Raw genomic sequence first — 12,127 nt, forward strand, 5'->3', positions numbered from 1 at the left:
TCCTGTTCCTGTGGAGAGTCGATGCGGCCGAGGCCACTCGGAGTCGAACACCGTCCGTCGGTGCGGTATTCCCGGCTCGGCCACGCCGATGTCGTCCGGCCTCGTCGCCGGTTCAGCGCGGGAGGCGGGGGATCGCCGCGATGAGCTGCTTCGTGTAGGCCTCGGCGGGATCATGGAGGATCTGAGCGGTGGCGCCGGCCTCGACGACCTGCCCGTGTCGGAGGACCACCGTGCGTTCACACAGCGCTGCCACCGTGCCGAGGTCGTGCGAGACCATGACCAGGGCCAGACCGTTCGAAGCCCGCAGCTCGGCGAGGAGCTCGATGATCTGGATCCGGGTGCTCATGTCGAGGGCGCTGACGGGCTCGTCGGCGAGGAGGAGCCGGGGGTTCGGGACGATCGCGCGGGCGATGGCGATCCGCTGCCGCTGGCCGCCCGAGAACTCGTGCGGGAACCGCGACGCCGCGTCGGCGGGCAGTCCCACCGCCTCGAGCGCCGCGGACGCGCGGACGGCCGCCTGCTCGGTGGTCGCCAGCCGGAGGGAGCGCAACGGTTCGGCCACGATGCGCCCGATACGTTGCCGCGGGTCGAGCGAGGAGTACGGATCCTGGAAGACGGCCTGCACCGATGCGCGGAATCGACGGACCCGCGTCCGGTCGCGCGGGTCCAGCGCGCCACCGTCGAACCGGACCGAGCCCGAGGTCGGCCGGTCGAGGCCGAGCAGCAGTCGGAGGAGGGTGCTCTTGCCGGCGCCGGACTGACCGACGATCCCGACGGCCTCGCCTGCACCGACGGCCAGCGAGACGCCGTCCAGGGCCTCCTGACCACCGCGGTATCGGAAACCGACCGCGTCCAGCTCGAGGATCGGCGTCGTCGTGATCGGTGCATCGATCATCGCGGGTCCTCCAGCGCGTCGTCGAGCGCGCGGGCGCTGGCGACCAGACGACGGGTGTCCTCGTGCTGCGGTGCCGTCAGCACCTGCGCCACCGCGCCGCGTTCCACGGCCCGACCATCGCTCAGCACGACGACCTCGTCGACCATGGCCGACACGACGGCGAGGTCGTGACTGATGAACAGGAGCGCCATGCCGCGTTCCCGGACGAGCCGGTCGATGAGCGCGAGCACCTCCGCCTGGACGGTCACGTCGAGGGCCGTCGTCGGCTCGTCCGCGATCAGGAGCTGCGGGCGACCGGCGAGCGCGATGGCGATGGCGACCCGCTGCCGCTGCCCGCCGGACAGCTCATGGGGGTAGGAGGCGGCGATGCGCGCGGTGTCGGTGAGGGACACCTCCACGAGGGCCGCTTCGACGGCCTCCTCGAGCCGTTCGCCCCGGAGCCCCAGATGGCGACGCAGGGGCTCGGCGAGTTGGGCGCCGACCCGCATGAGCGGGTCGAGTGCGGTCAGCGGCTCCTGGAAGACGAGTCCCGCCACCCGGCCGCGGAGCGGCCGCAGCGCGCGGTCCGGGGCGCCGATCACCTGGGTGCCGGCCAGTTCGACGCTGCCGCTCGCGCTCAGCTGCTCGCCGAGCAGCCCGATCACTGCGAGGGAGGTCAAGGACTTCCCGGACCCGGAACCGCCGATGAGGCCGAGGCGACCCCCGGCGGCGATGGTCAGGTCCAGCCCGTCGAGGAGCGGCCGGTCCGTGCCGTCGGGAGCTCCGCGCCGGATGCCTCGGGTGATGGTCAGGCCGGAGATGTCGAGGAGATCGCTCATGCGCCGCGCCTCCTCGTCGGATCGCCGAGGTCCCGCAGGCCGTCCGCGATGAAGTTCACGCCCACCACGAGCATCACCACGGCGACGCCCGGAGCGATCGCGCCGATCGGTGCCGTCGTGACGGTGGCCTGGGCCTCCTGCAGCAGGCGTCCCCAGGAGGCGTTCGGCGGTGGCGCACCGAGGCCGAGGTACGACAGGCTCGCTTCGGCGAGGACGGCGATGCCGAACTGCAGTGCGAGGTTGACGCTCAGGGTGGGCCAGATGTTCGGGAGCACGTGCTGGCCGATGACACCGGCCCAGCTCGTCCCGGCGGTCCTGGCCGCGACGACGTACTGCTCGCTGAGGACCCGCTTCGTGAGGATCCGGGTCAGGCGGGCCACGATGGCCGACATGGCGAGTCCGATCGCGATGATCGCGGTGCCGAGTGACGCGCCCTGCGCGGCCACGATGAGCATGGCGAGCAGGAGCACCGGGAAGGCGATCACGACGTCGAGCGCGGCGGAGATCGTGTCGTCCAGCCAGGCCGATGCGAAGGCCGCGGCGAGTCCCACGGCGATCCCGATGACCGCCCCGACCGCGACGGCCCCGGCGCCGGTCACGAGCGCGATGCGCGCGCCGATCATGAGCTGGGTCATGAGGTCGCGACCGAGCTTGTCGGTACCGAGCCAGTGGGTGCCGGTCGGACCTTCGAGACGACCGCCGGCGGTGTCCGTGGGGGCGAAGGGCAACCACACGAGCGAGACGGCCGCCAGGACGGCGATGACGCCGACGAGGACCAGTCCGACGGTCAGCGTCGCGGACCTGGCGCGTCGCCGCACCGGGCGGCGGTCGGTGAGCGCGGTCTGGGCGTCGACGGCGCTCATCGGAGCCCGTTCCCCGAGATCGAGGTGCGCAGACGCGGATCGATGAGCCGTTGCGCGATGTCGGCGAGGAAGCCCGTCAGGAGGACGACGAGGGTCGAGACGAGGAGGATGCCCTGGATGTTCGGGTAGTCGTGCTGCTGGATCGCCGTCAGGAGCATCGACCCGAGGCCCGGCAGGCTGAACACGCTCTCGACCACGACGGCGCCGAGGAAGGTGGTGGCGAGCTCGATGCCGAGGATCGCGACGACGGGCACCGCGGCGTTCCGGGCGCCGTGTCGGAGCAGGGCCTCGCCGAAGCCGGCTCCCTGCGCCCGCGAGGACCGCAGGTAGTCGCTGCCGACCACGTCGAGCGTGGCGGAACGGACGTACCGGGTGATCGACGCACTCATGACGATGGCGATGGTGATGACCGGAAGGGCGAGGCTCGTGAGCGCCGCGGCGGGGTCGGCCCAGTCGTCGCGCGGGAAGCCGCCGGACGGGAACAGCCGGAGCGTCACCGCGAACACGCTGACGAGCAGGATGCCGACCCAGAACACCGGCACGGCTATCCCGAGCTGCGAGAGGCCGGACAACGCGATGCCGTACCAGCGGTCGGCTCGCAGCGCGGACACGACCCCGGCCACGAGGGCGAGCACCACGGCGAGGAGGAACGCGAGGAGCGTCAGCGGCACGGTGACCTGGAGGCGCGACGCGATCTCGGGCCCTACCGGGAGTGAACTCACGAACGAGGAACCGAGGTCGAGGGTCAGGACGCCGCCGAACCAGGCCGCGAACTGCTCGCCGAGCGGCCGGTCGGCTCCCACCTGCTCGCGTGCAGCGTCGATCTGCTCCTGCGTGGCGTTCACCGAGAGGAGGGCGTTCGACGGGTCGCCCGGCAGTAGGCGGAGCAGCACGAACAGCACGGTCATGGCGACGAGGAACGACACCACGAGGAACGCGGATCGGCGCAGCAGGTAAGCGAGCATGGTGGACCTCAGCGTAGCGAGGCCCGGGCCGACCAGGCGGTGCCGGTCGGCCCGGGCGACGACTACTTGCGGACGATGTCCGCCACGAAGAACTGCGAGTTCAGGCCGTTGACGCCGTATCCCGAGACATCACTCGCGGCGACGACGATCTGCGGGTAGAGGTACAGCCACACGCTCGCCGCGTCCTCGGCGATCTGCTCGTTGACGAGCTTCAGCTTCGCGGTCTGCTCTTCGGTGGTCGTCGCCTGTTCTGCCTCCGACACCCACTGGGTCACCTCGGGGTTGTCGTAGCCCCAGTAGAAGTCCGGGTTGCCGTACCAGACGACGTCACGGTCGTTCACGTGCTCCTGGAGCGTCGCCTGGAAGTCGCGTTCCTTGAACACCTTCGAGTACCACTCGTCCGCACTGATCGTGTTGATCTCGACCGTGATGCCGACCTTCGCGAGTTCACTCTGGAGGAACTCGGCGACGGCCGGGTGCGGGTCGTAGCTCGGGGTGTCGAGCGTGAACGTGAAGCCGTCGGCGAAGCCCGCTTCGGCGAGCTGCTGCTTGGCGAGCTCGGGGTCGTAGGGGTTCACCTGTGTGAGGTCTTCGTACCAGGGGTCCGTCGGCGGGACCATCGACCCGATGAGTGTGCCGTAGTCACCCCAGATGGACGAGAGCAGCTTCTTGGTGTCGATCGCGGAGTACACGGCCTTCCGGACGAGCGCCTGGTCGAACGGGGCGACCCGGTCGTTGAAGGCGAGCAGCTCCTTCGTCGTGGAGTCGCCGTCGGAGACGACGTAGTCCGCGTTGTCGGTGAACTGGCTCAGCTGGTCGGGGCTCTGCACGCTCGTGATGATGTCGATCTGCTTCGTGACGAGCGCATTGCTGAGCGCGGTCGCGTCGGTGAAGTAGGTGAAGACCACCTCCGCGTTCTTGGCGGGCTCGCCCCAGTAGTCGTCCCAGCGCTCGAGGCTCAGAGTGCTGCCGCGCTTCCAGTCGCCGAGCGTGTACGGACCTGTGCCGTCCTCGGTCGTCTTGAGGTCCTTCGCCGCGTCGTTGACGATCCAGACGTAGCTCAGGTTGTAGATGAAGGAGATGGAGCGCTCGGAGAGGGTGATGACGACGGTCTTGTCGTCGGGGGTCGCGATGTCCGAGATCACCGCGAAGCTGCTCTTCCGCGCGGACTGCGAGTCCTCGGCGGTCACGGCCTCGATGCTCGACTTCACATCTGCCGAGGTGAGTGGGTCGCCGGAGTGGAAGGTGACGCCGTCCTTGAGGGTGAAGGTGTACGTCAGGCCGTCGTCGCTCACGGTGCTGTCGGCGGCGAGCACGGGCTCGACCTCGCCGTCGTCCGTGAGGCGGTAGAGGCCCTCGTACACGTTGCCGGTGAAGGCCTCCGTGACGCCCTGGCCGCCGCCGCCGGTGTTGCTGAGGTTCTGCGGCTCGTAGAGCGAGCCGACGGCGATGGTCGCGTCGTCGCCCGTCGCCGAGCCGCCACCACCACCGGCGCAGCCGGCGAGGGCGACGGCGGCGGCGACGGACAGGGCGACGAGCCCGATGGTTCTCTTCACGGATACTCCTGTGGTGTGGGGGTGCTGGTGCTGGGTGCGGGCTGTGGGGTGTGGCGGTGTGGACGGGTCAGACGGCGTAGAGGTCGAAGCCCTCGCGGAACCGGACGATCCGTTCCCCGGCGAGGACCGCTCCGGCGAACCGGTTCTGCGGCGGCGGCATCGGACAGTTGTACTGCACGGAGAAGCCGCAGGGCGGGACGAACGCGCGGTTGAAGTCGAGGACGACCTCGCCCGCCGTGCCGAAGCCGCCGTCGTCGGTCCGCTGCACGAACAGGAACCGGCCGGCGCCGTAGGTGCCCGATTCGTCGTCGCGACCGTTCGTCGCGTCGCCGAACACGAGGAGCAGCGTGCCGCCGTCGTCGAAGGCGCTCATCGTGTACTCGACCCCGTCTCGCGTGAACACGATGTCGCCGGGGACGACGAGCTCCCGTGATCCGCCGTTGTCGCGGATGTGCTCGAAGGGCACGGTCCGCGAGCCGTCGACCGGCGTGAACCGCGCCGTCTGGACCCAGGCGGGGTCGTACGGGAAGACGTCGATGCCCTCGAACGCGCGGATGGCGGGTGCGTTCGCGTCCCAGCGGCGGACACCGACCTCGTCCTGGCCCGTGTCGAGGTGGGTGCGGCGGAGCGTCGTCACCGTGACGCCGCTCGGCTGCTCGGCGGCGATGGCGGCTGCGGCCTCGTCGACGGTGGCCGGCGTCTCCTCCGCGAGCCACCGTGTCTCGACGAGGGCGAGGTTGCCGAGCGGCGAGGTCACGGCGGCTCGGCGGTCGTCGCGCCAGGCGTCGTGCTCGGCGATCGCGTTCGGCTGCGGGGCGGTGTGGATCGGCATGTCTCGATTCTCCGGATGACGGCGGGCGGGTCCCAATCGTGTGTCCTTCGGAGTCCAGCTCGTTTCGGGCGGGAACTATTCCCGAGCCCGGCGACGACCCTGCGCAGGACGGCGAGCGACGGGGTCGCGCCGTTCTGGGAGGATGTCCTCATGAACGCCACGCTCGTCCGCATGCCCGCCGATCGACTGCGGGGGTGGATGCTCGCCGCGAACGCGCAGTACCGCCTCGAACGCATCGAAGCGGGGGAGACCGAGGCGGAGGCGACGGCGAAGGCGGCGCAGTCCCTCGCCGAGACGTTCCCGGCCGGCCGGCTCCAGGTCGGACACCTCGTCTTCGAGGTGGTCCTCGACGACGCCGCGGTCGGCGTGCTCTGGATCGGACCGCGGAGCACGAGCCACCCGGACGAGTGGTGGGTCTGGGACGTGGAGATCGACGAGTCGTTCCGTGGCCGTGGGCTCGGTCGGCAGGCCATGCAGCTCGCCGAGACGGCGGCCAAGGAGCAGGGCGCGAAGACGCTGGGGCTGAACGTGTTCGGGTTCAACCGGATCGCGCGCGGCCTGTACGAGTCGCTCGGCTACGAGACGATGGCCGTGCAGATGCGCAAGGCGCTCTAACGCGGGTCCAGCCCGTCGATCAGCTCGGTCATGACCCGGTCGGCGAGTGATGGAGGCTTCGGGTGCCCGTCGGCGGTGGTCCGCGAGGTCGTCGCGCGGTCGAGCGCGAGGACCTCTCCGTGGAGGTGCTCCATCTTCGCGTCGAGCCTGGAGGCCGCCTCGGCGGCGTGCTTGAGCTCGGCGAGCAGGCTGTCCGGCACGGCCTTGTCGTACTTGTAGTAGATCTTGTGTTCGAGGCTCGCCCAGAAGTCCATGGCGATCGTCCGGAACTGGATCTCGACGGGCACCTGCACGACGCCGTCGGACATGAACACCGGAACCTCGACGATCACGTGGAGGCTCTGGTACCCGTTCGGCTTCGGGTTCGCGATGTAGTCCTTGACCTTCACCACGGTGATGTCCTGCTGGCTCGTCAGGAGTTCGAACACCTTGTACGTGTCGGAGATGAAGCTGCAGGTGACGCGGATGCCCGCGATGTCGGTGATGTGTTCGCGGATGTCGTCGATGTCCTGCCCGTACTGCTTGCGTTCGATCTTGCCGATGATGCTCTCCGGCGACTTCAACCGCGAGCTGATGTGCTCGATCGGGTTGTAGTCGTGGATCTGCGTGAACTCCTCCTTGAGGATGTTGAGCTTCGTGGTGATCTCGTCGATGCCGAACTTGTACAGCATCATGAACCGCGTGAACTCGTCCTTGAGGCGCTTCAGCTCCTCGAGGTTGTCCGACGACGTTGGTCCGGTCATGGGCATGCACTCCAGCTCTGTCTCCGACGGGCCGACGGCCCGCTCGCACTCTACTGAAGCGGCCTTGGAACGCCTCTCAGCCTCCTGTGAATCAGGACCGTGCCGGGCGCTTCAGTGCTGCAGGGCCGCGCGGCGGCGTGACGAGGCCTGGAGCCGGCGGGCGCGCCCGGCGGTCAGCATCAGGCCGAGGACGACCCCGGCGACGGCACCGGACGTGTTCGCGAGGAGGTCGCGGGGATCGCTCACGCGTCCGGGGATCGCGAGCTGCGCGGCCTCGATGCCGACCGTCAGCGCCGCTGCGACGAGGATGGCGAGCCACCAGCGCCGCCGTCCGAGCAGGAGCAGGAAGAAGACGCCGATCGGGACGAACATGGCGATGTTCGCCCCGAACTCGAGGCGTTCGTAGGTGATCCAAGCCGTCGACTCCCACCGAGCGAGGACGTCGACGAGTCGGTACACGAGGGATTCGGTCCTGCCGTCGAAGGGCCGAGGGCCGAGGGTGATGGTCGCCACGAGCGCGAGGTACACCACGGTGAGGGTGCTGAGCACGGGATGGCGGCGGAACATCGGCCCAGCATGCCCGAGTCACCTTGGCGGCGCTTGAGTGTTCCCTGGACGGGGTCGATGCGTCGCCGATGAGGCCGGTCGGATCGTCAGCAGCGCGTCAGCGCCCTCGCAACCGCTCGATGTCGCGTCGTTCACGCTTCGTCGGTCGACCGGCGCCCCGGTCGCGGACGGCCACGACCTGCCGTTCCGCCGGCGTCGGCAGCGGGGGAGAGCGGTCGATGAGACATTCCGCCGCGACGTCCGCGCCGACCCGTTTCGCGATGAGGCGCCGGACCTCCACGATCCGGTCGAAGCCCGCCACGCGGAGCCGGACCTCGTCGCCGATCCTGACGGCCTGTGCCGGCTTCGCCCGATCGCCGTTGACCCGGACGTGGCCGGCTCGGCAGGCGGTCGCGCCGGCCGAGCGGGTCTTCGTCAGCCGGACCGCCCAGATCCATGCGTCGACGCGTACGCTCGACGGGCTGTCCATCCTCCGATGGTAGAGCAGCCCATCGGTAGACTCGACCCGTGACTGACGGGGCGGGGCGCGGGGCTCGACGGACCGGTGAAGACCGCGTCGTCACCCTCCCGAACGCGCTCAGCGTCTTCCGGATCCTCCTCGTCCCGGTCTTCCTGATCCTCCTCGTGCAGGGGCATGACCTGTTGGCCCTCGCGACGCTCGCGTTCTCCGGCGTCACCGACCTGCTCGACGGGTGGATCGCGAGACGGTTCGACCAGATGACGAAGCTCGGCCGTCAACTCGATCCGGCCGCCGATCGCCTCTACATCCTCGCGGCGTTGATCGGTCTCGCGGCCCGCGGACTGATCCCGTGGTGGTTGCTCGTCGTCGTCTTCGCCCGCGACCTGCTGCTCGTCGGGCTCGCCGTCGCGCTCCACCGGTCCGGCACCGGCGTGCTGCCGGTCATCCGTGTGGGGAAGTGGGGTACGGCGCTGCTTTTCATCGGGCTCCCGGTCCTCATGCTCGGCCAGGCGTTCCCAGCCGTCGCGATGATCGCGGCGCCGCTCGGTTGGGTGTCGGTGATCGCCGGAGCGACGCTCTACTGGTGGGCCGGCATCCTCTATCTGCTGCAGACCGTGCGCATCTCGGGGGATGCCCGTGCGAAGCAGCGGGAACGGGCCGGATCCGGTGGGTCACCCTCGACCGGGCGGCTCGACAGCGACGCCACATCGGATACGCTTGACGGAGAGGAGGTCGACGGTGGCTGAGCACGATGAGAAGTATCCCGCGACCGGGGCGTACACGCCGGGAGCCGTCGACGACGGTGCCCCGACGAGCGGCTCGGGCGATCGGGAAGTCGACACGACACTCACCTTCGGTGAAGACCTCGGAGCGGCCCTCGCGGCGATCGACTCCGACGTCACCGCTGAGGAGCACGAGGCGATCGCGGCCCTGCCGTCCGGTTCCGCCCTGCTGATCGTCCGTCGTGGTCCGAACGCCGGTGCGCGGTTCCTCCTCGACGCCGACGTCACGACCGTCGGACGTCACCCCGAGGCAGACATCTTCCTCGACGACGTCACGGTGTCGCGTCGGCACACCGAGTTCCACCGTCACGGGACCGCGTTCGAGATCCGCGACCTCAACTCGCTGAACGGCACGTACTTCGACGGTGTCCGCATCGACAAGGCGATCCTGCGTGACGCCGCCGAGGTGCAGATCGGCAAGTTCCGCCTCACCTTCTACGCGTCGCGGATCGACCTCGCCTCCCAGCTGGGAAGCTAGTGGCGGCAGCCAGCGCGAACGCGCGAAGCGATGGCGCTCCGCTGCTGAGCATCGGGCAGGTGCTCGCACGCCTCACTCCGGAGTTCCCCGAACTGAGCAATTCGAAGCTCCGGTTCCTCGAGGAGCAGGGGCTGGTGTCCCCGGCACGGACGAAGTCGGGCTACCGGAAGTTCTCGAGTGAGGACCTCGAACGTCTGCGGCTGATCCTGTCGATGCAGCGCGACCACTACTTCCCCCTCAAGGTCATCCGCACCTACCTCGTCGAGGTCGACGCGGGACGGTCGCCCCTGTTCCCGGGCAGCGGGCAAGCCGTCGGCGCGCCGTCGATCCATCCCGGCGTTCGCAGGTTCTCGCGGAACGAATTGATCCGCGAAGCCAGCGCCACCCCGATGCTCTTCAACGACGCCGTGAGCGCGTCGCTGATCCTGCCCGCCGAGAACTACGGCGAGGACGTCGCGTCCCTCCTGAGGATCCTGGTGGAGTTGCAGCGCTCCGGCATCGAACCACGGCACCTCCGCGGGTTCCGCGCCTCGATCGAGCGCGAGGTCGGGCTCATCGAGAGCGCGTTGAGCGCCGTCGCCAAGCGGAACGACGCCGCCGGCCGGGCACGCACCGCCGACCGGGCGCTGGAGATCGCCGCACAGCTCGAGGGCGTGCGGTCGAACCTCGTCCGCTCGGCACTCGAGCGACACCAATCCTCCTGATCGACGTCCCAGGGCGTAGACTGCCCTCATCCATCACGTCCAGGTCACAGTTCGATCACTCGTCACGACACGCCGTCCGTTTCGAACGGATGTCGCAGCGTTGACCGGGGCGGATCGGTAGCGTGGTGGGAGTGGTCAAGCCGTCTCGACGCCCCCGTCGAGACCGTACCGACCGTGCAGCGAACATCGAGGAGAAGCAGACATGAGTGAACTCAGTCGCGACGGGGCGTCACGGTACGGTGACCTCGGGCTGCTGTTCACCGACGGGCTTCCAGAACTCGAAGAGGGCCAGGGCTACCGCGGAGCGGTCGCCGCCCGTGCAGCCGGCATCAGCTACCGCCAGCTCGACTACTGGGCCCGGACGGGTCTGGTCGAGCCGACCGTGCGCGGTGCATCCGGATCCGGAACGCAGCGCCTCTACGGCTTCCGCGACATCCTCGTCCTCAAGCTCGTCAAGCGACTGCTCGACACGGGTATCTCCCTGCAGCAGATCCGCACGGCGGTCGACCAGCTCCGCGAAGCGGGCATCGTCGACCTCGCCCAGACCACGCTCATGAGCGACGGCGCGAGTGTGTACCTCTGCACCTCGAACGACGAGGTCATCGACCTCGTCAGTCGCGGACAGGGCGTCTTCGGCATCGCCGTCGGCAAGGTGCTGCGCGAGGTGGAGTCCACGCTCATCGAGTTCGACGCACAGTCGGCCGACCCCATGGACGAGCTCGCAGCACGTCGCTCCGCTCGCAGCGCCTGACCCGAGCCGAAGGCGCAGGTCCTGAGCCTGTCGAACGGTTCACCGACGCGCGCCACACGTTCCCTGAGCACGCATCTCGGGTACTTGGTGCTCCTGCCGGTCCCTGAGCCTGTCGAAGGGCGACCCGAGCGAGCGCCTGGGCCGGGAGGCGGCCGAACGTTCTCGCCGCGACCTCAGCTGTCGGTGGAGGGCGCTTCGACGGCGGCGGGGCTGGTGACGGCAGCCGGCTCCGGGGGAGCGCCGTCGGCGTACTCGCCGACGCGGCCCGTGCGCAACACGCGGTCGAGGAGTGAGTCGAAGTTCTTCGCCATCTCCTGCGCCGTGTCACCCGGCCACACGTGGACGGGCTTGGCGGCACCCTGAGCCTGCTGGAGGGACGTGCGCTCCAGCAGCTGCGGGTTGAGGATGAGGGGACCGAACATGTCGCGCAGTTCCTTGATGCGGAACTGGTGCTCCATCGACTGCGGACGCACCCGGTTGACGATGATGCCGAGCGGCTGCAGCCGGGGGCTCAGCCCGCGACGGATCTCCTCGACGGCGCGGAGGGCGCGGTCGGCTGCGGAGACCGAGAACAGGCCCGGCTCCGTGACGACGGCGACGCGGTCGCTCGCCGCCCAGGCGGTGCGGGTGAGCGCGTTGAGCGAGGGGGCGCTGTCGATCAGGACGAGGTCGTACTCCTCCTCGACGTGCGCGAGCGCCTCTTCCAGGCGCCAGATGTCGCGGATGCTGGGGTGCGGGCCGTCGAAGTTGATCGCAGACGGGCTGCCGATCATGACGTCCATCTTGCCCGGGTGGATCTTCGTCCAGCCGCTCGCCACGATCGCCTGCTCGACGATCTTCTTCTTCGGCGAGGTCAGCACATCCGTCACCGTGAGGTGCCCTGCGACGTCGACGGCCATGCCGGTCGAGACGTCGGATTGGGGGTCGAGATCCACGACCAGCGTGCGGATGTCCTTCGAGAACGCGGCGGAAGCCAGGCCAAGGGTGACGGTGGTCTTGCCGACGCCCCCCTTCAGGGAGCTAACGCTGAGTACATGCACAAGGCTCAACGTTACCGTGACTAGGCTAGGGAATCTCAACGTTTGCTGAGTTGGCTGT

15 protein-coding genes are annotated in these 12,127 nt (G+C 69.2%); 5 read left to right on the forward strand and 10 right to left on the reverse strand.

Going from position 1 to position 12,127, the window contains the following annotated elements; genetic code table 11:
• Positions 1-112: 112 nt before the first annotated feature.
• From QRN44_RS16005 to QRN44_RS16030, 6 genes are all read right to left on the reverse strand, one after another.
• Positions 113-895 carry an ABC transporter ATP-binding protein gene (locus QRN44_RS16005; protein WP_285039618.1) on the reverse strand — a complete coding sequence of 261 codons (783 nt, stop codon included), beginning with the start codon at positions 893-895 and terminating at the stop codon, positions 113-115.
• Entirely contained in the window at positions 892-1,713 is an 822-nt protein-coding gene (locus QRN44_RS16010) for an ATP-binding cassette domain-containing protein (protein ID WP_064297022.1), read from the reverse strand. The genes QRN44_RS16005 and QRN44_RS16010 overlap by 4 nt, the downstream gene beginning before the upstream one ends.
• Positions 1,710-2,576, reverse strand: a complete 867-nt coding sequence (locus tag QRN44_RS16015; RefSeq protein ID WP_079002587.1) for an ABC transporter permease — start codon at positions 2,574-2,576, stop codon at positions 1,710-1,712. The genes QRN44_RS16010 and QRN44_RS16015 overlap by 4 nt, the downstream gene beginning before the upstream one ends.
• Positions 2,573-3,541: an ABC transporter permease gene (locus QRN44_RS16020; protein WP_285039619.1), complete on the reverse strand. Its 969-nt coding sequence runs from the start codon at positions 3,539-3,541 to the stop codon at positions 2,573-2,575. Before QRN44_RS16020 ends, QRN44_RS16015 begins: the two co-directional genes overlap by 4 nt.
• Positions 3,542-3,603: 62 nt before the next feature.
• Complete coding sequence (locus tag QRN44_RS16025) at positions 3,604-5,097, reverse strand: ABC transporter substrate-binding protein (protein WP_285039620.1); 1,494 nt, start codon at positions 5,095-5,097, stop codon at positions 3,604-3,606.
• 67 nt (positions 5,098-5,164) lie between these two features.
• Entirely contained in the window at positions 5,165-5,929 is a 765-nt protein-coding gene (locus QRN44_RS16030; protein ID WP_285039621.1) for a DUF1684 domain-containing protein, read from the reverse strand.
• A 150-nt stretch (positions 5,930-6,079) separates the two neighbouring features.
• Between QRN44_RS16030 and QRN44_RS16035 the strand changes: the two genes are divergently transcribed.
• A complete protein-coding gene (locus tag QRN44_RS16035) occupies positions 6,080-6,544 on the forward strand; it encodes a GNAT family N-acetyltransferase (RefSeq protein ID WP_064297018.1) in 465 nt (154 codons plus the stop codon).
• Here the strand turns inward: QRN44_RS16035 and QRN44_RS16040 are convergent.
• The 3 genes from QRN44_RS16040 to QRN44_RS16050 all read right to left on the reverse strand — a co-directional run bounded on the left by QRN44_RS16040 (position 6,541) and on the right by QRN44_RS16050 (position 8,323).
• Entirely contained in the window at positions 6,541-7,293 is a 753-nt protein-coding gene (locus QRN44_RS16040; protein ID WP_285039622.1) for a GTP pyrophosphokinase, read from the reverse strand. The two genes, QRN44_RS16035 and QRN44_RS16040, sit on opposite strands and share 4 nt — an antisense overlap.
• 105 nt (positions 7,294-7,398) lie before the next feature.
• Complete coding sequence (locus tag QRN44_RS16045) at positions 7,399-7,854, reverse strand: VanZ family protein (protein WP_079002583.1); 456 nt, start codon at positions 7,852-7,854, stop codon at positions 7,399-7,401.
• 97 nt (positions 7,855-7,951) lie between these two features.
• Entirely contained in the window at positions 7,952-8,323 is a 372-nt protein-coding gene (locus QRN44_RS16050) for an RNA-binding S4 domain-containing protein (RefSeq protein WP_079002582.1), read from the reverse strand.
• 38 nt (positions 8,324-8,361) lie between these two features.
• Here QRN44_RS16050 and QRN44_RS16055 point away from each other — a divergent pair, with 38 nt between their 5' ends.
• From QRN44_RS16055 to QRN44_RS16070, 4 genes are all read left to right on the forward strand, one after another.
• Positions 8,362-9,060, forward strand: a complete 699-nt coding sequence (locus QRN44_RS16055; RefSeq protein WP_285039623.1) for a CDP-alcohol phosphatidyltransferase family protein — start codon at positions 8,362-8,364, stop codon at positions 9,058-9,060.
• Complete coding sequence (locus tag QRN44_RS16060) at positions 9,053-9,574, forward strand: FHA domain-containing protein (protein ID WP_086473205.1); 522 nt, start codon at positions 9,053-9,055, stop codon at positions 9,572-9,574. Before QRN44_RS16055 ends, QRN44_RS16060 begins: the two co-directional genes overlap by 8 nt.
• Positions 9,574-10,278 carry a transcriptional regulator FtsR gene (ftsR, locus tag QRN44_RS16065; RefSeq protein WP_285039624.1) on the forward strand — a complete coding sequence of 235 codons (705 nt, stop codon included), beginning with the start codon at positions 9,574-9,576 and terminating at the stop codon, positions 10,276-10,278. Before QRN44_RS16060 ends, ftsR begins: the two co-directional genes overlap by 1 nt.
• Before the next feature lie 202 nt (positions 10,279-10,480).
• Entirely contained in the window at positions 10,481-11,029 is a 549-nt protein-coding gene (locus tag QRN44_RS16070; protein WP_064297014.1) for a MerR family transcriptional regulator, read from the forward strand.
• Between the two features lie 173 nt (positions 11,030-11,202).
• On the opposite strand, the gene QRN44_RS16075 is transcribed toward QRN44_RS16070, so the two are convergent.
• Positions 11,203-12,069 carry a ParA family protein gene (locus QRN44_RS16075; RefSeq protein ID WP_079002579.1) on the reverse strand — a complete coding sequence of 289 codons (867 nt, stop codon included), beginning with the start codon at positions 12,067-12,069 and terminating at the stop codon, positions 11,203-11,205.
• Between the last annotated feature and the right edge of the window lie 58 nt (positions 12,070-12,127).

It is taken from the genome of Plantibacter sp. lyk4-40-MEA-4, from assembly GCF_030209415.1.
In the GTDB taxonomy this organism is placed as follows: Bacteria; Actinomycetota; Actinomycetes; order Actinomycetales; family Microbacteriaceae; genus Plantibacter; species Plantibacter flavus_A.